Source organism: Vibrio sp. R12-SG2-ISO1 (assembly GCF_059834045.1).
In genome coordinates this window covers 267,022-290,305 of the sequence record NZ_JCBDGO010000008.1, presented here as the reverse complement: position 1 = coordinate 290,305, position 23,284 = coordinate 267,022, and the positions used below count along the sequence as shown (strand labels likewise).

General features: G+C 48.5%; 18 protein-coding genes and 2 tRNA genes. 9 read left to right on the top strand and 11 right to left on the bottom strand.

Annotated elements, in window-relative coordinates:
• Positions 1-96: 96 nt before the first annotated feature.
• The 3 genes from AC6R10_RS06725 to AC6R10_RS06715 form a co-directional block, all read right to left on the bottom strand.
• On the bottom strand, positions 97-2,007 hold the full coding sequence (locus AC6R10_RS06725; RefSeq protein ID WP_500671831.1) for a diguanylate cyclase: 1,911 nt from the start codon (positions 2,005-2,007) through the stop codon (positions 97-99).
• 201 nt (positions 2,008-2,208) lie between these two features.
• A tRNA-Ser gene (locus AC6R10_RS06720) sits at positions 2,209-2,299 on the bottom strand.
• Between the two features lie 75 nt (positions 2,300-2,374).
• Complete coding sequence (locus tag AC6R10_RS06715) at positions 2,375-3,085, bottom strand: oligogalacturonate-specific porin KdgM family protein (RefSeq protein WP_500671830.1); 711 nt, start codon at positions 3,083-3,085, stop codon at positions 2,375-2,377.
• 626 nt (positions 3,086-3,711) lie between these two features.
• On the opposite strand from AC6R10_RS06715, the gene AC6R10_RS06710 reads away from it, so the two are divergent.
• The 5 genes from AC6R10_RS06710 (at position 3,712) to AC6R10_RS06690 (ending at position 9,714) form a co-directional block, all read left to right on the top strand.
• Complete coding sequence (locus AC6R10_RS06710) at positions 3,712-4,596, top strand: carbohydrate ABC transporter permease (protein ID WP_334552657.1); 885 nt, start codon at positions 3,712-3,714, stop codon at positions 4,594-4,596.
• 2 nt (positions 4,597-4,598) lie between these two features.
• A complete protein-coding gene (locus AC6R10_RS06705; RefSeq protein WP_334552655.1) occupies positions 4,599-5,498 on the top strand; it encodes a carbohydrate ABC transporter permease in 900 nt (299 codons plus the stop codon).
• A 15-nt stretch (positions 5,499-5,513) separates the two neighbouring features.
• The gene (locus tag AC6R10_RS06700; protein WP_500671829.1) at positions 5,514-6,650 is read left to right on the top strand and encodes an ABC transporter ATP-binding protein; all 1,137 of its coding nucleotides are present in this window, start codon (positions 5,514-5,516) and stop codon (positions 6,648-6,650) included.
• A 17-nt stretch (positions 6,651-6,667) separates the two neighbouring features.
• Positions 6,668-7,951: an ABC transporter substrate-binding protein gene (locus AC6R10_RS06695; RefSeq protein WP_500626048.1), complete on the top strand. Its 1,284-nt coding sequence runs from the start codon at positions 6,668-6,670 to the stop codon at positions 7,949-7,951.
• A gap of 95 nt (positions 7,952-8,046) precedes the next feature.
• Positions 8,047-9,714 carry a pectate lyase gene (locus AC6R10_RS06690; protein WP_500671828.1) on the top strand — a complete coding sequence of 556 codons (1,668 nt, stop codon included), beginning with the start codon at positions 8,047-8,049 and terminating at the stop codon, positions 9,712-9,714.
• A 22-nt stretch (positions 9,715-9,736) separates the two neighbouring features.
• Here the strand turns inward: AC6R10_RS06690 and AC6R10_RS06685 are convergent, their stop codons facing one another.
• The 4 genes from AC6R10_RS06685 to AC6R10_RS06670 all read right to left on the bottom strand — a co-directional run bounded on the left by AC6R10_RS06685 (position 9,737) and on the right by AC6R10_RS06670 (position 13,049).
• Positions 9,737-10,738 (bottom strand): pectinesterase family protein, encoded by a 1,002-nt coding sequence (locus AC6R10_RS06685; protein ID WP_500671827.1) that lies wholly within the window; start codon positions 10,736-10,738, stop codon positions 9,737-9,739.
• A gap of 118 nt (positions 10,739-10,856) precedes the next feature.
• Positions 10,857-10,933: transfer RNA gene (locus tag AC6R10_RS06680), tRNA-Pro, on the bottom strand.
• A gap of 51 nt (positions 10,934-10,984) precedes the next feature.
• Positions 10,985-12,796 (bottom strand): DUF3413 domain-containing protein, encoded by a 1,812-nt coding sequence (locus tag AC6R10_RS06675; protein ID WP_500671826.1) that lies wholly within the window; start codon positions 12,794-12,796, stop codon positions 10,985-10,987.
• A 28-nt stretch (positions 12,797-12,824) separates the two neighbouring features.
• Positions 12,825-13,049, bottom strand: coding sequence for a YejL family protein (locus AC6R10_RS06670; protein WP_334552646.1), 225 nt, complete (start codon positions 13,047-13,049; stop codon positions 12,825-12,827).
• An 83-nt stretch (positions 13,050-13,132) separates the two neighbouring features.
• Between AC6R10_RS06670 and yejK the strand changes: the two genes are divergently transcribed.
• The 3 genes from yejK to asd all read left to right on the top strand — a co-directional run bounded on the left by yejK (position 13,133) and on the right by asd (position 16,958).
• Positions 13,133-14,131 carry a nucleoid-associated protein YejK gene (gene yejK, locus AC6R10_RS06665; RefSeq protein ID WP_487901073.1) on the top strand — a complete coding sequence of 333 codons (999 nt, stop codon included), beginning with the start codon at positions 13,133-13,135 and terminating at the stop codon, positions 14,129-14,131.
• Positions 14,132-14,308: 177 nt separating this feature from the next.
• Positions 14,309-15,523, top strand: a complete 1,215-nt coding sequence (locus AC6R10_RS06660; RefSeq protein WP_500671825.1) for an Hpt domain-containing protein — start codon at positions 14,309-14,311, stop codon at positions 15,521-15,523.
• A gap of 322 nt (positions 15,524-15,845) precedes the next feature.
• Complete coding sequence (gene asd / locus AC6R10_RS06655; RefSeq protein WP_334552638.1) at positions 15,846-16,958, top strand: aspartate-semialdehyde dehydrogenase; 1,113 nt, start codon at positions 15,846-15,848, stop codon at positions 16,956-16,958.
• A gap of 107 nt (positions 16,959-17,065) precedes the next feature.
• Here the strand turns inward: asd and AC6R10_RS06650 are convergent, their stop codons facing one another.
• Both AC6R10_RS06650 and AC6R10_RS06645 read right to left on the bottom strand, forming a co-directional pair.
• The gene (locus AC6R10_RS06650; protein ID WP_500671824.1) at positions 17,066-17,917 is read right to left on the bottom strand and encodes an ion transporter; all 852 of its coding nucleotides are present in this window, start codon (positions 17,915-17,917) and stop codon (positions 17,066-17,068) included.
• A gap of 106 nt (positions 17,918-18,023) precedes the next feature.
• On the bottom strand, positions 18,024-18,662 hold the full coding sequence (locus tag AC6R10_RS06645) for a YchE family NAAT transporter (RefSeq protein WP_500629045.1): 639 nt from the start codon (positions 18,660-18,662) through the stop codon (positions 18,024-18,026).
• Positions 18,663-19,287: 625 nt separating this feature from the next.
• On the opposite strand from AC6R10_RS06645, the gene adhE reads away from it, so the two are divergent.
• Complete coding sequence (adhE, locus tag AC6R10_RS06640; RefSeq protein WP_334552632.1) at positions 19,288-21,990, top strand: bifunctional acetaldehyde-CoA/alcohol dehydrogenase; 2,703 nt, start codon at positions 19,288-19,290, stop codon at positions 21,988-21,990.
• A gap of 199 nt (positions 21,991-22,189) precedes the next feature.
• On the opposite strand, the gene minE is transcribed toward adhE, so the two are convergent.
• The gene (minE, locus tag AC6R10_RS06635; protein WP_334552630.1) at positions 22,190-22,453 is read right to left on the bottom strand and encodes a cell division topological specificity factor MinE; all 264 of its coding nucleotides are present in this window, start codon (positions 22,451-22,453) and stop codon (positions 22,190-22,192) included.
• Between the two features lie 6 nt (positions 22,454-22,459).
• Positions 22,460-23,272, bottom strand: coding sequence for a septum site-determining protein MinD (minD, locus tag AC6R10_RS06630; RefSeq protein WP_334552629.1), 813 nt, complete (start codon positions 23,270-23,272; stop codon positions 22,460-22,462).
• Positions 23,273-23,284 lie beyond the last annotated feature (12 nt).

The following is a 23,284-nucleotide window of genomic DNA, read 5'->3' as shown; positions in this document are numbered from 1 at the left end:
GCAAATGTTATGTTATAACGTATTTGCAATCAAGTGGATTAAGTCCACATTCTCATCGCTGTTTATCGACTCTAGGGGGATCGTGGCGCGAAGCCATCAGTCAGAGGCGAGTACGACGCGGTTACGTCCTTGGTCTTTGGCTTGATAGAGCGCATGGTCAGCGCGTGAGAGAAGGGTATTGATGTCATCGCCATCGTGATATCTGGCGACACCGATACTGATGGTCAACGCGGGAATGTCGGTGAAGGAGAAGGTCGCGACCACTTCGCGAAGTCGTTCTGCTAAGTCTGAGAGTGTGGCGGGATCGCCGCCGCTGCATATCACCAGAAACTCTTCGCCACCCCAGCGACCAACAATATCGGTATCTCGGACGTTTTGTGTCAGCAAGTCAGACAGTTCGGTCAGCACGATGTCGCCCGTTTGGTGGCCATAGGTGTCATTGACTCGTTTGAAGTGGTCGATGTCGAGGAGCAAGACGCTGTAAGTATGGGTATCCGTTTTGGCTTTGCTGTGGTGGTGCTGAAGCACTTCATCGAGTTTAAGTCGATTGGGCATGCCAGTTAATGTGTCGGTATGCGCAAGCTGAGCAAGCAACTCTTTCTCGCGCATCTGCACGCGGACATTAATGGTGGATTCAACCAACTCTGCGGTGCGAGATTTCAACTCATCAAACAGGTTTTGGAAATTGCGATTGAGGCTATGAATCTCCTCCACGTGGGTATCCACCAGATCGCCCAACTGCCAATGTTTGCCCAGTTTGCTGGTGGCCGTAGTTAATGCTTCAATCGGGCGAGAAACTTCTGCGGCGAGGCGTTTTGATTTGGACTGTAAATACAAGAAAAAAGCAAAGTAGAACAACACCATAATCGCAACAGCAAGATACCCCAACTGATGTGAAAAGCGAGTTAAGCTGATGACGGGAGAGAGAAATGACGCCATATCGACAAGGGTGATGATTTTCCATCCGGTCTCTTCGATGAGGTTAGTGTCAACGAGGTAATCACGGCCCGCTAACTCGATTTGACGAGGCTGTGAAGAGAGGCGAGCAATATCGCTGGGCAATGTGGTGAGAGCGGCGAGCTGAAAGGCGCCGGGCTTGGTCACAGTATCGGTGACGCTAGCTTGGTAATCGTGGTGCTTCAGCTCGGTAAGACCAAGTAGGCGCTCAGCCTCAGGCTGCATGGCGAGAATGGTCCCTGCTTCGTCAATCACAAAAGAGGCGGACTGCCAAGGGTATTCATGACTCAGCACATGATCGATAAAAGACTCGACCGTCACATCGATACCGCTGACCCCTTCCAGCACCTCGCCGTTGTAGATGGGCACTAAACTCGACAGCATCCAACCTTGCCCGGCGGGGTCTAAATAGACCTCTGTCCACACGGGGCCGCGACTTGGGTTGTGCTCGGCGTCTGCGTCATAGTAAAAATTGAACGCTTCCATGTCGATCTCTGGCCCATATTGACTGGGCGCATCGTCCATAAACGGGTAGAGGCGATTCATGTCATCCCAGGTGTTGATGTACGCCTGAACGATGGCCGGATTGGTGTCGACTATGGTCATCAACAGTGGGTCGAGCGCTTCACTGCAACGTGCTTTTTGTTGTTGCACCTCGCCAATTGGAGTGCTTCGAGAATAATAAAGGCTGGCACCGACGGCGTTGATTTTGTACATCGCGCCGTTGGCGTGCACCGCAAAATCAGGCTCACCATGAGGCAAGGTGCAAATCGCTTGAGTAAAAAACTGCTGGTGGTTGGTCTGAAGGAGCTGCGCTGAACGCGAGACCGCTTGCAACTGAAGGTTCACGCGCAGCGCTTCGTTGGCGGTGATTTCATTGAGCGAAAGGGTGACTTCTTCAATAAGAGTCGAACGGGTTTTTTCAGAAAAGTAGGCGTTAATACTGAAATACAGGGTCAGCAACAAAAGCTCAATCACCAACAATGGGATTAAGGAGCTACGAAAGAAACTGCGATACACCAAAGGCTGCAATTTAACGGACGGTTGCATAGTAACGACACTACCTCATAAGAAGAGTCGAGTTACTATAAAGAATAGACACAATAAAAGTGTAAGAAAAGCGGGGATTTCTTTAATGAGAGTTGGCGATATGCACCTAAATCCTATTCTCGTCGGCTTTTCTCACTTAACGTGAAGTAGAGCCGCTCAAAATGAAAAAAGCCGCTGATGAAATCAGCGGCTTTTACAATGTGGCGGAGAGATAGGGATTTGAACCCTAGATACGCTATTAACGTATGCCGGTTTTCAAGACCGGTGCTTTCAACCACTCAGCCATCTCTCCGTGTGGGGCGCATAGTATAGGGGTTGATTGGGCTTGTAAACCCCTATAAAAACTGTTTGCTTTATTTGTGAGCGGTTAGAACGAGTATTTCACACCTACACGGAAACGAGGCTCGTAAGAGTCTTTACCATCAACACTTTTATCCGTGTTTTGTGCAACCATGCCGATCTCACCAAATGGGCGCCAACCGTGATCAAAGCCTGAGTACTCACCTGTAAAGTTAACTAGGTTGAGATAGTTGTTGTCGCCTTTGTAGCCTTTGCTGTCCGATTGTTCGAATTTACCTTCGATATCGATACCAAAGCCAAAGTCGCCCATCTTATAACCAGACGTAAGGTTCAACTGGTTGTAGTGGCTCGATTCACTGTTTGCAGCATTATTTTTGTAACCGTAACGGTAGCGAAGTGCCACGTTCCAATCACTGGTAATCTTTTGTGTACCGCGTAGATCGAATTTATGTGTTGCGGCAGAAGAACTTGCGTCAATGGCGTAGGCAGGCTGTAAAGTAAAGCTATCTGTGACTTTGTAGTTGTAGCTGACTTTGGTCTCATGGCCCACGTCTTTCAGTTTAGACAGATCGAAGCTGTCATCGCCATAACCCCATTTTACTTCTGCGCTCAAGCCAATACCGTTGTCGAATCCATGCGAAATGGCGAGTCGGTCACGATGTCTCGCGTCCATATCGCCTTCAGAAGCAATGTACTCATGACGTAGGTTCAGTGTCGTTGCATTCACTGCTGTTGCGGTTAGGCCAAGTAGGATGGCGGTGGTTAGGATCTTCTTCATCTAGAAACGCCTTTGTAGCTGTAGTTTTGATGGCGGCTAATGTAGTGATCTTTCTTAATAAAATGAACATTAAAATACTCAAATCGTGATCGATGAAACGATGTTTTATTTTAATGGGAATAACGTTTAAATTTTGTAAATTATTCGATGTTTTGCTTTTGTTATTTATTTTGATGCTCTAAAAATAAAATCATTCACCATCCCGATGCATCCTTTTCCTTGTGTGATTTTATTTATTTGATTTGAATCAATTTTATCCTTGCCAAATCAATTGTTGATGAATTTTTTGGATTAATCATCCGTTATTTCTATTTTATTAGGAATCTTCTCTGCTTTGGTGCTGTGAATAGCTGATCTAAGGATGGTTATTCTGATGCGTAGTGTTGGCGGGTAGGTGTCGTTTTTTGTAAAAATTTACAGTTCGATCGTTTTAAAAAAATGAAAATAGAACTGCGTTTCACATTTTTTGTGTGTATATCATTAAAAATGTTATTTAAGATCACAATTACATTTTTTCGACGTGAAATCCCTCACAGAGTTGCGTTAAATGAATAGTGAAGCCAGCAGGCGTATTGCTAAGGGAAGTGTCTAACCGGCTGGCATATAACTCTAAAGAGGACGAGAAAATGTATGAAAATCGTAAGCTTGGATTGGCGTACCTGTCTCCCTATATCATCGGGTTGATAGTGTTTACCGCCTTTCCATTTGTGTCATCATTTTTGATGAGCTTCACCGATTACGATCTCATGAATTCGCCTGAATTCGTCGGGATTGAGAACTATCGGTACATGCTCACTGAAGATGATGTGTTCTGGAAGTCAATGAGCGTTACATTCTTGTACGTTTTCTTGACCATCCCAGTCAAACTGGCGTTCGCGTTGTTCATAGCTTTTATCCTGAATTTTAAACTCAAAGGAATTGGCTTTTTCAGAACCGCGTACTACATCCCATCCATTCTAGGTTCAAGTATCGCTATTGCCGTACTGTGGCGCGCGTTGTTCGCGATCGACGGTGTGCTCAATGGTGCGCTTGGCTTCTTTGGTGTGGAGCCTATCAGCTGGTTAGGTGAACCGGCATTTGCACTCTTCTCCATCACTTTGCTACGTGCTTGGCAGTTTGGTTCTGCGATGGTTATTTTCCTCGCGGCGCTACAAAACGTGCCTCAGTCTCAATACGAGGCGGCGTTGATTGATGGTGCGAGCAAATGGCAAATGTTCTTGAAAGTGACGGTGCCACTTATCACGCCGGTTATCTTCTTTAACTTCATTATGCAAACCACTCAGGCGTTCCAAGAGTTTACCGCTCCGTACGTGATTACCGGTGGCGGACCAATGAAGTCCACTTACTTGATCTCTCTCTACATCTACGAAACCGCGTTCAAGTTCTTTGATATGGGTTACGGCAGTGCTTTGGCTTGGTCATTGTTTGTTGTTGTGGCCATCTTTACGGGCATTACGTTCCGTTCATCGAAGTACTGGGTCTTCTACTCTGGCGATAAGGGAGGGAAATAATCATGTCAGTTATTACGGTTGAAAATCAAGCGGTTGACAATGGTGCAGAGAATGCGCGTACGATTCGCCGCGAAAAAATCAATGCCTTTATTCGCTATGTTGTGTTGATTGGTGTGGGCTTTTTGATGCTCTACCCACTGCTGTGGATGTTCACGGCAGCCATGAAGCCCAACCATGAAATTTTCTCGTCGATGAGCCTTATCCCCTCTGAATGGAGTCTGGAAGGGTTTATCAATGGCTGGAAAACAGGGACTGAATTTACCTTCGGTCACTACATCCTAAACACGTTCTACTATGTGCTACCAAAAGTATTCTTTACGGTTGTCTCTTCGACCATCGTGGCCTACGGCTTCGCTCGATTTGACATCCCGTGGAAGAAGTTCTGGTTTGCGACATTGATTGCGACCGTGTTACTCCCTCAATCGGTTCTGCTTATTCCTCAATACGTGATGTTCCGTGAGATGGGTTTGCTCGATAGCTACTTACCGCTGTACTTGCCTTTGGCATTTGCAACGCAAGGCTTCTTCGTTTTCATGTTGGTTCAGTTCCTTCGCGGCGTACCAACCGATATGGAAGAGGCAGCGATGATCGATGGCTGTAATTCACTTCAGGTACTTTGGCATGTTGTCGTACCGGTGATTCGTCCTGCGATTATCTCGGTAGCGCTGTTCCAGTTCATGTGGTCGGTTAACGATTTCTTGGGTCCACTGATTTATGTCTCAAGTGTCGAAAAATACCCGATTGCACTGGCTCTGAAGATGTCAATTGACGTCACTGAAGGGGCGAAGTGGAACGAAATTCTAGCAATGGCTTCTATCGCCATCATCCCATCCATCGTGGTGTTCTTCATGTCTCAAAAATACTTTGTTGAAGGCGTCACCAGTAGCGGTATTAAAGGTTAATTTGGAGTAAGAACAATGGCTGAAGTGAAATTTAAAAAGCTAGAGAAAGTATATTCAAACGGTTTCAAGGCGGTACACGGTGTCGACTTGACCATCAAAGACGGTGAGTTCCTCGTCATCGTTGGGCCATCAGGTTGCGCGAAATCAACCACGCTACGTATGTTGGCGGGCTTGGAGAACATCACCGGTGGTGAAGTGACCATCGGTGGCAAAGTGGTGAACAACTTGGCACCCAAAGATCGCGGTATTGCGATGGTGTTCCAAAACTACGCCCTTTACCCACACATGACAGTGAAAGAGAACTTGGGTTTTGGTCTTAAGTTGCAAAAGCTGCCGAAAGACGAAATCGAAGCGCGCGTGAATGAAGCAGCCAAAATCTTGGAGATTGAAGAGTTGCTCGACCGCTTGCCGCGTCAATTGTCAGGGGGCCAAGCACAGCGTGTAGCGGTAGGCCGCGCTATCGTGAAAAAGCCAGACGTATTCTTGTTTGACGAGCCACTGTCAAACCTAGATGCCAAGCTTCGCGCGTCAATGCGTGTACGCATCTCGGATCTGCACCGTCACCTTAAGAAAGAGGGCAGCTCTGCGACGGCGGTTTACGTGACGCACGACCAAACCGAAGCAATGACCATGGGCGATCGCATCTGTGTGATGAAGCTGGGTGAGATCATGCAAGTCGATACACCGGACGAGCTCTACAACAACCCCGTCAATATGTTTGTGGCTGGCTTTATCGGTGCACCGGAGATGAACTTACGTGATGTTCAACTGCACGATGAAGAAGATGGCTTGTACGTGGTGATCGGCGACCAGCGTTTGAAACTACCACAAGCGAAAGCGGAGCAAATTCGCTCACACAAATGTGAGAAAGCGGTGCTCGGTATTCGCCCAGACAGTATTACCTTGCAGATGGCTGAAGATGATGCTCTACCGACGATCACAGGCGATGTGGTGCGTATGGAGAACATGGGCCATGAGGTGTTTGTGTACTTTAGGGTGAATAATCAAGAGTTTACCGCTCGTGTGCCGATTGACGATGTGAAAGACAAGCTGGGCATGGAAACGCGCAGTAACGTCAAATTCGTTGTTGATATGCAAAAAGCGCACATCTTTAACAAAGAAACTGAACAGAACATTTCTTTACTACGATAATAATTGGAGAAACATCCATGAACAAAAAGGTACTGACTACTCTTATCGCGTCGGCGATTGCCGCCACCTCTGCACCGTCTTTTGCTGACGTTGAACTACGTATGTCTTGGTGGGGCGGTAACTCACGCCACCAAGCCACGTTGGAAGCGATTGAGAAGTTCCAACAAAAATACCCAGACATCAAGGTCAAAGCAGAATACACAGGTTGGGATGGTCACTTGTCTCGCTTGACGACACAGATCGCGGGTAACACTGAACCTGACGTGATGCAAACCAACTGGAACTGGCTGCCTATCTTCTCTCGTGATGGCGGTGGTTTCTACGACATGAGCCAAAAGGCGGATGCGCTGCACATTGCGAACTTCCCGAAAACGGCGATGGACATGACCACAGTTAACGGAAAAATCAACGGCTTACCAGTCAGTATGACGTCCCGCGTGTTCTACTACAACAAGCAGAAGTGGGAGCAAGCTGGGGTGGATTACCCAACTAACTGGGACGAGTTGATGGCCGCGGGTAAAGCGTTTGAGAAAAACCTCGGTGCGGATCACTACCCACTGGTTATTGAAGCGCGTGACGTATTTGCGATGAACCGCTCTTACATGCTGCAAACCACGGGTAAAGACATCATCAGCGCTGAGACCAACATGCTCAACTACGAGCAAAAAGAGATGGAAGCCTTCTTCCAGCTTTATGTGGATCAGGTGAGCAATCACGTCTTCCCATCAACCAAAGAGTTCGCTTCGTACGGTAAAGGCAACTTGTATGAAATGCGTCCATGGATTGACGGTCGCTTCGGCGGTCTATACATGTGGGATACGGCTATCGCGAAATACACCGCGAACCTTGATCCTTCAATGACACTGGAGCTAGCGCCTTACCCAATGGCGCCAGGTGCAACCGACTCAGGTCTGTTGGCGCGTCCTTCGATGATGTTCTCGATTGGTCGTAACACTAAGCACCCAGAAGAAGCGGCGAAATTGGTCGACTTCTTGCTAAACGATCCTGTGGGCGTTGAGGCGCTAGGTCTCGCTCGTGGTATTCCATTGAGTACCGCTGGTCTTACAACCTTGGATGCCAAAGGCGAAATCGACCAAGAAAGCTTGTCTTACCTAGGTTACTTGCAAGCACAATCGTTGCCAAAAGAAGTGCTGCCAACCACGTACACAGACAACGCTCAGTTGATGGAGCTGTTTAGTGAAGTGATGCAAAAACTGGATTACGGCCAAACCGATGTGTCTGGTGCTGCCAAAGACTTCCTACGTCGCGGCGATCGCATCTTGAAGCGCATGGCGAAGTAATCGCTTGAGTAGGGCGCGAAGTCAGATGGCTTCGCGCCTTTTTTCTTTTGGTCAACTTTTTCGGTTAATAAGGACCTGTCTATTAAGGATTCTCTATGACGGACACTGCCAATCGTCGCACCTTTCGCCCCTATATTGATCTGTTTTATGCCCGTAGCGTAGAGCTAGGGAAGCACCCCCAGACGGGCCTGATGGCTGACGGTCTGGATGTCACCACCTTACAGCCTGTGATGTGGACCTACCCCGACGGGCGCCAAGCCCCGATGAGCAACTTTGCCAGCCAACAAAATCTCATGCGCGGATACATAGCCTACAGCATGCTCACCGGTGATAATCACTACTTTACGCACGCCAGCGAACTGAGCGAAAGCATCTTGACCCGCTACCACGACAAACCCAGTGGATTACTGCATTGGGGAGGGCATCGATTTGTCGATTGGGCCAGTGGTGCCATCGAAGGCCCGGCAAGCAAAGAGTGTGTCCACGAACTTAAAAACCACTTCCCATTTTACGATTTGATGTATCAGACTGAGCCGGCGGTGACTGAGCGCTATTTGAGTGGCTTTTGGGCGTCACACGTGATGGATTGGGACAAATGCGATCTCACGCGACATGGCGAATATGGCCGAGAGCAGCCGGAATCGATATTCTCCCGCCATACGCCCAAAGACGCCGTTGATGCGAGCGCATGGCCTACATTACCGGAAACGGTCGGACTAACGTTTGTGAATGCCTCAACCGATCTGATATACGCCGCGTGTCACGCCTATCGCTACACGCACGACCAAGCGGCGCTGACTTGGGCTAAGCACCTCTATCGACAATTTGTGCTCGCCCGTCATCCAAAGACCCGCATGCCGGTCTATCAATTCTCTTCACCCTTGCAGCGTGAGCCTGTGCCTGAGGATGATCGTTTGACCTACTCTTGGTTTGGTGATCGCGCGCGGCGTCAATTTGGACCTGAGTTTGGCCCTATTGCGCTTGAAGCCAATGCTTTGTTTCGTGATTGCTGGGCGCTGGTGGTGGATAATCCGCTGGCTCTGTTAGCTTGCCCTGAAGTGTGTGAAGACAAAGAGTGGCTTGGCTGGATCATTGATGGCATTGAGGGCTACTTTACTCACGCTTGGGATGAGGCAACCAATCAAATGAAGCCGTGCTGGGCTGATGGGACCGACTTAACGGGCTATCAGTTTGTGCGAGATGGCTATTATGGCGACAAAGGCACCACATTAGCGCGTCGTGATGCCGATCCTGCCTACTTATTGACGCTGACGCGCGCCTATCGAGCCAGCCAAAACGAGCGTGTTGAGCGCCTATTAAAACGCATGCTGACGCGCTTTGAACTCGCCCGTTTTGAGTCCTCAACGGGGGCCTTGATGGAGGTAGCCAGCGAGACGTCACTCTGTTCGAGCTACTTGCTATTGGCGCTGATAGAGATGCACCACATCGACGGCGATCATCGTTGGTTGACGTTAGCAGACAGCGCGGCAACGCAACTGATTGAGCAGCACTGGCACAGCGAAAGTGGCTTGTTTGTTGCCAATAAAGCGGTCAAGTACGCCCGTTTTGACGACCCGATTCCCTATGCGCTGCTTTGTCTTGAAGCGGCGCATCAGGGGATTTACGATGAACTGCCCACTTTGGTTTCAAGTGGTGGCTACTTGCATGGCGATCGTCAAATGGGTGAACAGGTGCGCGTCGTCTATGACCGAGACGTCATCTATGGTGAGCGTCACAATGAGATGGCGATGACGGCGCAATAACCGTCACTCTTGCAGCCCTTCGCTAGCTGAAGGGCTGCTGCGGTTTCCAGCCAAGTTCGCTGTGCTCGTCAATCTCACGCTGTTGCTGGGGCAGTGCGTGAGCGCCTTCTCCTCGATTACCTACCAATTCAAATCGACTTTGCTCTGGGGTAAACCACACTCGCTTGCCGTCTCGGCCGCGGCCACTCATGGATGTCCAATCGCTGACATGTTCGCCAAGTTCACACGCTAAGTAGGCACAATGCCCAATGGCGTTCGGATCGGCGTAATGGCCATCAGAGAAGTGGGTGGTGGGGTGCCAAGGGCGACCGAGTGCATAGCTGCCTTTGGGGACGTCAGCTTCGGCATCGATAACGCAGCGGTAGAAGACCAAACCCAAGGGAACACAATGAGGTGTGCTCGGCGCAGCGATGTAACCCCATAGCGCGTCCTTGGGCCTGTCACTTCTGGCACGGCAAGTGATTCGGCACTGTTCAAATAAAGCGCTGCCGCCACCAAAGATAAAATCAATACTGCCCAGAATATGACATGTTGAGAAGTAGCTGCGTCCTGCGCTCACGTACAGGGTGTCGTGATAACTATCGAGTATCAGATCGTGGCCAATGAAATAGTCAGCGTGATGGCCAACCAATAGGGCGACGGATTGGGTGTGCGTGAGTTTACTGTGATCACTATCGTTTTTCGCTTGGTTGGCAATAAAGTCGAACGAGTTGCGAATCGTGAGATGAGCCAATGTGCAGTGCTGGTTATCGACGATGACGACGCGGCTACCGTAGGTGCCGCCTATAGAGCCATCGTCCAACACCATTTGATTGGCGATCTTACTATCGATCACGGTTTCACGTGCGCATTCACCGACTAGCGACACCTTGGCGCGTGCAATTGTCAGCCGCTCTGGATAGTGACCTTTGCGAATAAAAATCCGGTACGGAGCATCATTCGCGGGGGCAGCCTCGATCGCCGCTTGAATAGAGGTAAAATCAGCGCCACCTGCGCTATCGACGATGGCATGGTATTGAGTCATAGCAAATCCATAAAATGAACCATTGGTTTATTTTATGGATTTTGATACTGAGGTTCTGTGATGCGTCGCCGTATAAACGAGAAAGGGCTCATCCGAAGATGAGCCCTTTAGGGATAAATGGTCGGACTGACTGGATTTGAACCAGCGACCCCTGACACCCCATGACAGTGCGCTACCAAGCTGCGCTACAGTCCGATTCGCTTAATTTACCATATTCAACGTAAGCGTCAATTATAACATTATGATTTAGTTGCTCTTTGTATAAAATCTCTGCAATTCGGTTAAACCTTGCATTAACACCGGCAGTGTAGGGTTGTCGTCTTGTAATCGCTGGTAGTTCGCATCGTACAATTTGTAGTTGCCGAATTTGTCGATCACCGTGGTGTTTTTGTTGGTAATCAGGGCTAACTCACGCGAATCACCGGCTAAAATCCATTTGCGAGAACGCTCATCAAACAAATTGCGACCACTGCTAAAGTCACTTGGGTTTGACGATACTCCTAACATGTCTTGCAGCAGCGTCACCGAGAAGTCGAGGTGGCTGGTGCGGTGAGTAAAGGTGGCCGCGACCTTACCTGGCCAATGGATCACCATCGGCACCTGAAGTTGGTATCGGCTGTAATTACTGTTCGCGCCCCAACTGTTGGTCTGGGTTTCATTGAACTCTGCGCCGTGGTTTGAGGTGATCACCACAATGGTGTCTTCCTCGAGACCTAGGGTATCGAGCGCGTCAATCAGCAGCGCGACTTGTTTGTCGGCGTGCTGAACGGATTTGTGGTAACCGGCGATGAGCTTTTCCGTCGAGGTTTGTTTGTCGTTACTGTCACTGCTGTAAGCACTGAAGTTTTCGACAGGGGTGAGCTCAACGTAGCTAAACCAAGGTGACTTTTTCTGTTCTTGTACCCAAGTTGCCCATGCGTTAATGGTTTGCTCTTCGGCAGAGTGATCGGAATCGAACGCAACGCCGTGGAAGTTCATACCGCGGAAAACGGTTTCGCCGTACAAAGCATCATCGAAGTTATCACTACTGAATAGGCCAAATTGGTACTCTTTGTCGACCAACGTATCAATCACAATCGGCTTGGAACCTTGCGCTTTAATGCTGCTGGCGTAGCTACTCGGCAGACCATAAAACAGACCAAACACACCAAAGGTGTCATTACTTGAGCTGTAGTGATTGGTAAAGTTCAGGTTTTGCGCGGCAAATTGCGCCGTCGCTGGCATCAACTGCTCATTCAAAGCATCGGCTCTGAGGTTGTTGACGCTTACCACCAATACGTTCAACTGGTTGGCGCGGCGATTGAACTCCAGTGGCTCAAGCGGGTAGCTGACTAGTTGGTTGCTGGTTTGGTTGTTCTCTAGGCGTTTGAGATATTGCTCTCGGTCCAACAAGCCGTGTTTCTCCATAAAGGATTTAGCGGTCATCGGGTAGGAGAGCGGGAAGTTCGCGCGTTGAGAGGTGATTGGATTGTAGAAATAGGCATCCGCCCACACATAAATTAAGTGGCTAGTGATGAAGCTGATAAAGAACAGCGCCGAAATTGGGCGGCCGACGTGCTTATGAGAGAGTTTACGCTGCTTGCGCCACACCCATTCGGATAACGCCAATTGGAGCAAAAAGATGAGCGGTAACACCACAAACAAATGCTGCAAATCGGCACTGAGGGCAGAGGAGCTGTCATCGTTGAACAGCACTTCCCACACCACGGGCGTCAAATGCAAATTGATGGTCTGATACGCTTGAGTGTCAATCAGCAATACGGTGAGCCCCACCGTTGCAAAACAGACCGCCACCAGGCGGAACAGCTTGCGTGACGGAAGGACAAACGTCAGCGGAAAGAGAACAAGAAGATACAGGGCAAATACGAGGAAGCCAAAGTGTCCGACCCAAGAAACGGCCAGATAAAATTGACCGAGCAAAGTCTCAGGCCATGGTGATTGAGTGATATAACGGGTACCAATCAACATCGCAGCGATGATGTTGAAAAACGCAAACCAGTGACCCCAGCCGACGAGACGCGATACGCGCTCACCATATGTATTTCCGTTATCTACCATGTATCTTTATCTATTATCCGTTTATTTTTTAATGGCTTTTTTCTTCGATAGAAGAAATCAACGCCTGAGCAAATTTTTCAGCAATTGCTTTGCGTTGTGAAGGCGCAACATCCTGATTTAAGACATTGGTTGCGATATTTCCTGCGATCATAAGCGCCAGTTCTGGACCCGCGGCATGTTTGTCTAGGATAGCAGCCACTTCAGTTAAGATCTGTTCTACTTTCTCGTCGCTGTATTTAGATGTAATCGGCATAAAGACTCTAATGATGATAGTAAAGCGGCTTATGATACCCTACAATGCGATGCAACTGAAACCTACCCAGCGATAAAAATCACATGAGTTTGCACCTCTCTCACGTAATCTTACATCAACTTCAGAAAAATGATTCCGACGAGCTCATCGTCAATTACCGCAGTGCTTCTCTTGCCAATGATGCGTCGACAGAAAACCTCGTGGCAGAGCTGCATCGCGTGTTTCATTCTAAAGCGGGAAAAGGCTTTGGTTGCTTCAAATCAGACAGCGAATTTCAGCACTGGTTGCATGAATTGCGTAAAGGGGAGCGCGATTTTTACGACTTCTCACAAGTGAGCGCTAAGCGCTTAAAAGACGAGTTAGCGAAATACCCCTTTGCCGATGAAGGCATCTTGGTGATTGCGCAGTATCAATCGCTCGCGACTGATTACTTGTTTGTCGCCATCATTCCGTCTAATCAGAGCTTAAAGGTCACCGAAGGGCTGGACATTAGCGCCACCGACTATCTCGATCTTGGCAAGATGGACATTGCTGCGCGTATCGATTTGACGGCTTATGAGACCGATAAAGAGTCCAACCGCTATCTTGCCTACATCAAAGGGCGAGTAGGGCGCAAAGTGGCAGACTTCTTCTTGGACTTCTTGCAGGCAGAGGTTGGGCTCGACAGCAAGCAGCAAAACCAAGTGTTGATGCAGGCCGTAGATGATTTCTGTGCTGATTCCAAGTTAGAAAAAGACGAAGTGCTGAGTTTTAAAAAGCAAGTGGCGGATTACTGCAGCGAGCAAATTAAAGCCGGCGATGAAGTCTACGTGAAAGAGTTGTCTGGTGAGTTGTCCCCCTCGCATGATGGCACAAGCTTTTTGGATTACACCCAAGAGCAAGGCTACCAACTCGAGGAGAGTTTCCCAGGAGATAGAACCGCAGTTCGTAAGCTAACCAAGTATGTCGGCGCTGGCGGTGGCTTGAGTATTAACTTCGACAGTTTGCTGCTCGGCGAGCGTATTTTCTACGATCCGGAAACCGATACCCTGACCATCAAAGGCACACCGCCGAACTTGCGCGAACAACTCAATCGCAAATGATGCTCCGGTAAAGAGCAGAGCTCAGTTCACCTCAATCTATGAGCCCGCATTGTCGCGGGCTTTTTGTTGCGTTGTGCCACAGACAAAAGGAAAGAGCGAGTGCAAAGCCGCTTTCTTCAGCAGAATGTAAAAAATCGGTATATGATTGTATTTACGGATATTGTTTAGGGCATACACATGGATAGTAGCAGGCTCAGGCTAGGTGGGATGGTTGTCTTACTGTGGATTGCGATAACAGCAATTCTAGTGAGCAACTATCGAGTGCTGGGCGAATCTCATCAGCGGATCACCGAATTGCGTAACGCGGTTGAAGAGCTGCGTAGCACCTTTCATCTCTCCTCCGCGTATCGGCCAGAAGCGACAGATCAGCAAGAGCTGAATCTGCAACTGATTTATGCGCTGCAATTGCAGATTGAAGCCAATTATGAGCAAAGTTGGTACTCGCCTGATGTTAGCCAACTGCTTTTTTCTCTGGATAAATACATTGCGCAAGCGAAAGCCTACCTCGACAACGATCTCCTTATTCAAGAGCTGATTGAAACCATCAAGCAAGCGCGGGGCAAACAGGCCGATTCGCCACTGTTGACGCAGACCTACTACCGGTTGAGTGCGTTGGTGCTTGAGGAAGTGTTTGGTACGCATGACGATAGCCCACGTCTATCGCGTGAAATGGACAGTATTTATGTTTGGTCAACGGAACTAGAGGGCGCACAGCAACAAGAATTGCAGCGTGTACTCGCGTTGGTGGCTCAGGTGTTGGGGACGTACGCGAAAGGTCTGCACTTGGTTGAAGGGTTGGTCGGGCATGATGTCAACATCCAAATCGCTTCCTTGGGCGAGGCGTACCACCAAAGCTTGGAGCGTCATGTGCAGCTTGGATTAGTCAGTTCAGCCCTCGCCATCGCGGCGCTGGTTTTACTAGTGATGAGCGCACGAACGGCGGCGCGTTCACGTTTAGCGTCAAATGAGCCGATGGTTGATCATCACAACAGGGTTGAGGTTGACAATAATGACAACGAACTCGAGGAAGTAGAGAGTCCTATGGAACCAGAGCCGATTATCGATACCCAAGCTATGCTGAGCTCGCTCAATGGTGATACTGCTTCAGTATGCATGTTGCTGGAAGTATTTGTGGAAGATCATCAAGATGACGTCAGTACCATTGAACGGCTGATTGTTGAATCCCCCGAGACTGCACTGCGCAAAGCGCACAGTTTAAAAGGTGTGGGTGGGAACTTGGGTGCGCCGATTCTCAAACAAGCCGCTGCTCGCGTTGAAAAAACGATCAAAGAGATGCAAGGCGACCTGTCTGATGAACTGAACGAGCTACAGCGTGTCCTTGGCCAGGCGATTGACGAGGCGAAACAGTTCTTAAAAGTGAATCAGCTTTAATTGAGAGCGATGAGTCAACAAAAATGGCCATTCCAAGTGGTGGCCTTAGCGATGGAAAAGATCATACGTCAATCAGAAGCCCCGTGTTAAGTTTGGTTCTGACTTGTCGACTACTTCCCCCGTAGATGCTTTGTTTTCTTTCTGTTCGGTTTGAACGATTAGTAGTGTCGTCGTTGAGAAAAAGTGGGAAAACAGTCAGCTAACGCGATTCTAGCGCTTAGCGAGACAAAACTTACAAAAATATGGCATTTTTTGCTTGAGATTTTGAGCTGAACATTGAAAGATGAGTGATTCCTTTTTTAGATTACATGGAGAGTTGAGAATGAGAGTAGGTTTAGTCGGTTGGCGTGGCATGGTGGGTTCTGTCCTGATGCAGCGCATGGTGGAAGAGAAAGATTTTGATCTCATTGAACCGGTTTTTTACAGCACTTCTCAAGTCGGCATCCCAGCTCCAAACTTTGGTAAAGACGCGGGTTTGCTGCAAGATGCGTTCGATCTAGAGAGCCTAAAACAGCTTGATGCCGTCATTACTTGTCAAGGTGGCAGCTACACGGAAGAAGTGTATCCGAAACTGCGCCAAGCAGGTTGGAAAGGCTACTGGATTGATGCAGCCTCAACACTGCGTATGGCTCAAGATTCAATCATCACGTTGGATCCGGTCAACTTGGCGCAAATCCAACAAGGTATCCACGCGGGCACCAACACGTTTGTTGGTGGTAACTGCACGGTAAGCTTGATGTTGATGGGGCTAGGCGGCTTGTTCGAAAAAGGGCTGGTGGAGTGGACCAGCGCGATGACGTATCAAGCGGCGTCCGGTGCGGGTGCGCAAAACATGCGCGAGCTTATCTCGCAAATGGGCGTGATCAACGACTCAGTGAGCTCAGAGCTGGCCAACCCTGCAAGCTCGATTCTCGATATCGACCAAAAAGTGGCAGATACCATGCGCAGCGATTCGTTCCCAACGGATAAGTTTGGCGTGCCGCTTGCGGGCTCATTGATTCCATGGATCGATGTGAAACGCGACAATGGTCAGAGCAAAGAAGAGTGGAAAGCGGGTGTCGAAGCGAACAAGATCCTAGGTTTCCAAGCGTCACCTGTTCCTATTGATGGCACATGTGTTCGTATCGGTGCGATGCGTTGTCACTCACAAGCGTTGACCATCAAGCTCAAACAAAACGTGCCGATGGATGAGATTGAAGAGATCATCGCCACGCACAATGACTGGGTGAAAGTGATCCCGAATGACCGTGATATTACGGCAAAAGAGCTGACCCCAGCGAAAGTGACGGGTACCTTATCGATTCCTGTCGGCCGTCTACGTAAGATGGCAATGGGTGATGACTTCCTCAACGCATTCACCGTCGGTGACCAGCTGCTATGGGGCGCGGCAGAGCCGTTGCGTCGTACGCTGCGTATCATTCTAGCGGAGAAATAAACCCTCAAACCCGAGTGTTTGTTCCCTATCCTAAAGCGCCTTTGCAGGCGCTTTTTTATTGGCGAATGCTTTATTGGCGAGTGTTTTATCTGCGATTCACAAAGTGCTTAGACTTCTTCTTGAAATGGGGCGGTCACGCGCTTATCGGGATCGGCGAGCTCACTGCCGCAATGCTTGCAATAGAGCGCGTCAGACTCATGCCCCGATTTTGAGCAGTTTGGGCATTTGACCAAGGTCTTGTGTGATTTCATCTCTTGGTTGATTTCAGCGGTGATGATGCCAGTGGGCACCGCAATGATTGAGTAACCCAGCAGCATGGTAATGGCCGCGATGGTTTTACCTAGTCCGGTTTGCGGCACTAAGTCGCCATAACCCACGGTGGTGATGGTCACGATGGCCCAATAGATGCTCATGGGAATGCTGGTGAAGCCGTTCTCTGGTCCTTCAATGACGTAGATGAGGGCGCCAAAGATGGTGACCAAGATGGCGACATTGGAGAAAAAGATAAAGATTTTGCGCCGAGAGGTGAGCAGAGAGCGCAGCAAGATGTTGGAGTCTTGCAGATAGCGCACCAACTTAAGAATGCGGAAAATACGCATCACTCTGAGCAGTCGGATCACGCCCATAAAGGTCGCCGAAGGAAAGAAAAACGCCAAGTAAGTGGGCAAGATAGCCAATAAATCAATCACCCCATAAAAACTTTTCGCATAGGCGAGGGGCTTTGGCGAGCAGTAGAGCCGCACGAGGTACTCGAGCGTAAACAGCGCAGTAAACGAGTATTCCAGCACTCTTAAGGTACTTTTCCATTCCTGTGGCACGCTAGGCAGTGATTCAAGCAATAGAACGATCAGCGAGGCAAAAATGGCTACGATCAGCGCCAAATCGAAGCGTCGACCCGCCTTGGTGTGCGTGCCAAAGATGATGACATAAAGATGGTGTTTTAAGGGATCGGATTTCATGACCTAGCCTAGTGACAAACGACAAGGTCAGAGTATGAGCAAAGCAGAAAGGCGTCAACCTTGCTCAATGTTTGTTTGATCAACCCCTTAGTGGGATTCCAAGGGGTTAGGCGAGGCCTGGAAATAGATTGCGTAACCCGTTGGCAATGAACTCGATGCCTAGAGCGCCAAGAATCAGGCCCATGATACGCGTAATCACGTTGATGCCGGTTTGACCAAGGAATTTTACGATCAAAGGCGCAGAACGAAACAGCAGCCAAGAGCACAAGCAAAACACCGCGATGGTAATGATGATACCTGTGGTATCCATCATGCCCGGGTAGCGTGAACCATAAACGATGGTTGAACTGATCGCACCAGGACCGGCCATTAAAGGCATCGCTAAAGGCACAACACCGATTTGTTCGCGGCTGACGTACTCCGATTTTTCCTGCTTGTTCTGCTTATCTTCACCGAGCTTACCGCTCATCATCGAAAAGGCGATGCTCAGCAGCAGTAAACCGCCTGCCACACGAAACGAATCTAGAGAAATGCTGAACATATCGAGCAACATCTGCCCGCCGAGTAGAGAGACGATCAGAATGACCGCGACCGCCGCGTTGGCTGTGGTTGCGGTTTTGTGTTTCTCTTCGAGGGTCATATGACCGGTTAACGAGACAAACACCGGCATGATCCCCACCGGGTTAACGGCGGCGACTAAACCGAGAAAAAACTGTAAAAAAATCGCTAATTCAAAGGTTTGCATCTAAGAATGTCCACATTAGGCAAAGGGGTAAAAAAGTCACGCGGAATATAGTCTAAATTCACGCAGATAACGAATGAAAAAAGCTAATCTGTCGCCTATACCATGACTGAGAATTTCTAATTATTCCTGACAAAGGGATCGCGCCTGACATGTTTTGTTAACCAAAAGAGGCGTAAGATGAGCTACAGTTTTACGATGTTGTTAAGTTTGCCACAAAATCACGTCTTCAAGACGCCATTTCATCTGAAAATGACGTAACTTGTAGTGTGAGTAGCACGAATTTTGTGAATTACATGTAAGTTTGTGGTCAAAAAATGAAACTTTTTTACAATTTATGCTTGTTCAATGAGTTCGATTGATTGATTGCTGTTATTTTATTCAGTTCGGATTTGTGATTTAAGTCTTTATAAATTAGTGGTTTATGGTGATTTGTGCGATTCGCGTACCACTAACTAGGTAAATAGTTTTTCAGAACTGATCTGGGTCAATTTTTTTCACAACCTGAAATAATATACTCAGCCCTGAAAGCAATTTACTAAGAAAGCTGTGATTGACTGCCCAAGATAAGCATGCAGTTGGCTTAATAAAAAGTTTTTAATATTTGTTAATTTTAGGAGATTTCCCTATGCCTGTTACTAATATAGCCGAGCTAGATGCAATGATTGCACGCGTTAAGAAAGCGCAAGAAGAGTTCGCAACTTACTCTCAAGAGCAAGTTGACCAAATCTTCCGTGCGGCTTCTCTTGCTGCGAACCAAGCTCGTATCCCGCTAGCACAACAAGCGGTTGAAGAATCTGGTATGGGTATTGTTGAAGATAAAGTAATCAAGAACCACTTCGCTTCTGAGTTTATCTACAATAAATACAAAGACGAAAAGACCTGTGGCATCCTAGAAGAGGATGACAACCTAGGTACTATGACTATCGCTGAGCCTGTGGGCATCATCTGCGGTATCGTACCTACCACAAACCCAACTTCTACAGCGATCTTCAAATCTCTTATCTCTCTGAAGACTCGTAACGGCATCATCTTCTCACCACACCCACGTGCGAAAAACTCAACTAACGATGCAGCGAAACTGGTTCTAGAAGCAGCAGTAGCAGCGGGTGCTCCAAAAGACATCATCGGTTGGATTGACCAACCATCTGTTGAGCTATCAAATGCGCTAATGAAGCACGATGACATCGCACTTATCCTTGCTACTGGTGGTCCAGGCATGGTTAAAGCCGCTTACTCTTCTGGTAAGCCAGCAATCGGTGTTGGTGCAGGTAACGTTCCTGTCGTTATCGATGAAACGGCTGACGTTAAACGTGCAGTGGCTTCTATCCTAATGTCTAAAACATTCGATAACGGCGTAGTGTGTGCTTCTGAGCAGGCAGCAATCGTTGTTGACGAAGTTTACGACGAAGTGAAAGAGCGTTTCGCAACGCACAAAGCGGTTGTACTAAGCAAAGCTGACGCGGATAAAGTACGTAAAGTTCTACTTATCGACGGCGCATTGAACGCGAAGATCGTTGGTCAGCCAGCAGCAGCAATCGCTGAGATGGCGGGCGTGAAAGTTCCTGCTGACACGAAAGTGCTTGTTGGTGAAGGTCTTGGTAAAGTGTCCTACGAGGACGCATTTGCTCATGAGAAACTCTCTCCAACGCTTGGCTTGTTCCGTGCAGACAACTTCGAAGATGCGGTTGCTCAAGCGGTGACTATGGTTGAAATCGGCGGTATCGGTCACACCTCTGGTCTATATACTAACCAAGACACAAACGCAGACCGTATCCGTTACTTTGGCGACAAGCTAAAAACAGCTCGTATCCTAATCAACATCCCGACGACTCACGGTGGTATCGGTGACCTGTACAACTTCAACGTTGCACCTTCTCTAACTCTAGGTTGTGGTTCATGGGGTGGTAACTCTATCTCTGAGAACGTAGGTCCTAAGCACCTAATCAACAAGAAAACTGTAGCGAAGCGAGCTGAAAACATGTTGTGGCACAAACTACCTAAGTCTATCTACTTCCGTCGTGGTAGCCTTCCAATCGCGCTTAGCGACCTAGAAGGTAAGAAACGCGCATTCCTTGTTACTGACCGTTTCCTATTCAACAACGGTTACGCAGATGACGTAGTACAACTACTGAAAGCACAAGGTATGGAAGTACAAACGTTCTTCGACGTTGAAGCTGACCCAACACTATCAGTGGTTAAGAAAGGTGCTGAAGCGATGCAAAGCTTCCAGCCTGACGTTATCCTAGCTCTTGGTGGTGGTTCACCAATGGATGCGGCGAAGATCATGTGGGTAATGTACGAGCACCCAGAAACGCACTTCGAAGAGCTTGCAATGCGCTTTATGGACATCCGTAAACGTATCTACAAGTTCCCTAAAATGGGTAAAAAAGCTGAGCTTGTTTGTATCACCACAACTTCAGGTACAGGTTCAGAAGTGACACCATTCGCGGTAGTAACTGACGACGAAACTGGTGCTAAGTACCCACTGGCTGACTACGAGCTAACACCTCAAATGGCGATCGTTGATGCGAACCTAGTCATGAACATGCCTAAGTCTCTAACCGCATTCGGTGGTTACGATGCTGTGACTCACGCGCTAGAAGCTTACGTATCAGTTCTTGCGAACGAGTACTCTGATGGTCAAGCTCTACAAGCACTTAAGATGCTTAAAGAGTACCTACCTTCAAGCTACGCGAACGGTGCAAACGACCCAATCGCTCGTGAGAAAGTACACAACGCGGCAACAATCGCTGGTATCGCGTTTGCAAACGCATTCCTAGGTGTATGTCACTCTATGGCGCACAAGATTGGTGCTGAGTTCCACCTACCACACGGTTTGGCGAACGCACTACTGATCTCTAACGTGGTACGTTACAACGCGAACGACAACCCAACTAAGCAGACTGCATTCTCTCAATACGACCGTCCACAAGCACGTCGTCGTTACGCTGAGGTTGCTGACCACCTAGGCCTAAGCCAAGAAGGTGACCGTACTGCTCAGAAGATTGAACGTCTACTAGCGTGGATGGATGAGTTGAAACAAGACCTAGACATCCCAGCGTCAATCCAAGCGGCGGGTGTTGCTGAAGCTGACTTCCTAGCGAAGCTTGATGAGCTAGCGGTTGAAGCGTTCGATGACCAATGTACTGGTGCGAACCCACGCTACCCTCTAATCTCTGAGCTGAAAGAAGTTCTAAAAGCTTCTTACTACGGTAAAGCATTCGTTGAAGGTGAAACTTTCGAAGGTACAACGGTTATCAAGAAGAAAGCGGATCAAGAAGCAGCGAAAGCAGCACCAAAAGCGAAAAAAGAAAAAGCGGACGCATAAGTAAGCCGTCACGTTGAGATAGGTTTTCGCTAGCACGAAGCCTACGCTTTGAAATCGAGCCCCAGCCCTGTGCTGGGGCTTTTGTTTGTCTGCGCATATTTTGTTCTATCCATATTGGTGCTATTCATATTGGTGGCGTAAAAAAGCCGATGCAATTGCATCGGCTCATTACTCATATCAAATAGCCTACCCAATCAGGCTATTTCTCTTCGTCTGGCAGTTTGACGTTGAGCTCGAGAACGGAGATGTCGTCATCTTTGTGCTCAAACGACAGGTCGACCATCGATGGGTCAATGTCGACATACTTCGCAATGACCTTCAGAATATCTTCTTTAAGCTGAGGCAGATAAGACGGCGCAGGGTCGTTTTGACTGCGACGCTCGGCCACAATGATTTGCAGTCTTTCTTTGGCTAAATTCGCAGAGCTCTTTTTCTGCGGGCGGAAAAACTCAAGTAATGACATGCCTAATTAGCCTCCAAATAGTCGTTTAAAAATCCCTTTCTTCTGCTCAGTGAGGAAGCGGAAATCCACTTGCTCACCGAGAAGACGCTCAACCGTATCATTATAGGCCATACCGGCATCGGACTCGTCGTCGAAGATGACCGGCACCCCTTTGTTAGAGGCATTCAAGACCGCTTGGCTCTCTGGAATCACGCCGAGCAGGGAAATATGCAAGATCTCTTCGACATCTTCCACGCTGAGCATTTCGCCTTGATTTACGCGTGCAGGGTTGTAGCGGGTAAGTAGCAGGTGCTGTTTCACCGGCTCTAAGCCTTCTTCTGCGCGACGGGATTTAGAATCGAGAATACCCAGGATACGGTCGGAGTCACGTACAGAAGAGACTTCTGGGTTGGTGGTGACAATTGCTTCATCAGCAAAGTACAACGCCATCAAAGCGCCTTGCTCGATGCCTGCTGGTGAGTCACAGATAATGAATTCAAAACCCATCTCGTCCATGTCATCCAGTACTCGACGTACGCCTTCTTTGGTGAGGGCGTCTTTGTCACGAGTTTGCGAGGCGGGCAAGATGAATAAGTTGTCGGTACGTTTGTCTTTGATCAGCGCTTGATTGAGCGTTGCTTCGCCATTGATGACGTTAACAAAGTCGTACACGACACGACGTTCGCAACCCATAATTAAGTCAAGGTTACGCAGACCAATATCAAAATCGATCACAGCGGTTTTTTTGCCTTTCATCGCAAGGCCTGAAGCGATCGCAGCGCTAGAGGTGGTTTTCCCTACGCCGCCTTTTCCTGATGTGACAACAATAATGCGTGCCATTCGTTGGTTCCT

Coding starts and splice junctions, on each gene's coding strand:
- AC6R10_RS06725 (WP_500671831.1), bottom strand. CDS start 2,007: ATGCAACCGTCCGTTAAATTGCAGCCTTTGGTGTATCGCAGTTTCTTT.
- AC6R10_RS06715 (WP_500671830.1), bottom strand. CDS start 3,085: ATGAAGAAGATCCTAACCACCGCCATCCTACTTGGCCTAACCGCAACA.
- AC6R10_RS06710 (WP_334552657.1), top strand. CDS start 3,712: ATGTATGAAAATCGTAAGCTTGGATTGGCGTACCTGTCTCCCTATATC.
- AC6R10_RS06705 (WP_334552655.1), top strand. CDS start 4,599: ATGTCAGTTATTACGGTTGAAAATCAAGCGGTTGACAATGGTGCAGAG.
- AC6R10_RS06700 (WP_500671829.1), top strand. CDS start 5,514: ATGGCTGAAGTGAAATTTAAAAAGCTAGAGAAAGTATATTCAAACGGT.
- AC6R10_RS06695 (WP_500626048.1), top strand. CDS start 6,668: ATGAACAAAAAGGTACTGACTACTCTTATCGCGTCGGCGATTGCCGCC.
- AC6R10_RS06690 (WP_500671828.1), top strand. CDS start 8,047: ATGACGGACACTGCCAATCGTCGCACCTTTCGCCCCTATATTGATCTG.
- AC6R10_RS06685 (WP_500671827.1), bottom strand. CDS start 10,738: ATGACTCAATACCATGCCATCGTCGATAGCGCAGGTGGCGCTGATTTT.
- AC6R10_RS06675 (WP_500671826.1), bottom strand. CDS start 12,796: ATGGTAGATAACGGAAATACATATGGTGAGCGCGTATCGCGTCTCGTC.
- AC6R10_RS06670 (WP_334552646.1), bottom strand. CDS start 13,049: ATGCCGATTACATCTAAATACAGCGACGAGAAAGTAGAACAGATCTTA.
- yejK (WP_487901073.1), top strand. CDS start 13,133: ATGAGTTTGCACCTCTCTCACGTAATCTTACATCAACTTCAGAAAAAT.
- AC6R10_RS06660 (WP_500671825.1), top strand. CDS start 14,309: ATGGATAGTAGCAGGCTCAGGCTAGGTGGGATGGTTGTCTTACTGTGG.
- asd (WP_334552638.1), top strand. CDS start 15,846: ATGAGAGTAGGTTTAGTCGGTTGGCGTGGCATGGTGGGTTCTGTCCTG.
- AC6R10_RS06650 (WP_500671824.1), bottom strand. CDS start 17,917: ATGAAATCCGATCCCTTAAAACACCATCTTTATGTCATCATCTTTGGC.
- AC6R10_RS06645 (WP_500629045.1), bottom strand. CDS start 18,662: ATGCAAACCTTTGAATTAGCGATTTTTTTACAGTTTTTTCTCGGTTTA.
- adhE (WP_334552632.1), top strand. CDS start 19,288: ATGCCTGTTACTAATATAGCCGAGCTAGATGCAATGATTGCACGCGTT.
- minE (WP_334552630.1), bottom strand. CDS start 22,453: ATGTCATTACTTGAGTTTTTCCGCCCGCAGAAAAAGAGCTCTGCGAAT.
- minD (WP_334552629.1), bottom strand. CDS start 23,272: ATGGCACGCATTATTGTTGTCACATCAGGAAAAGGCGGCGTAGGGAAA.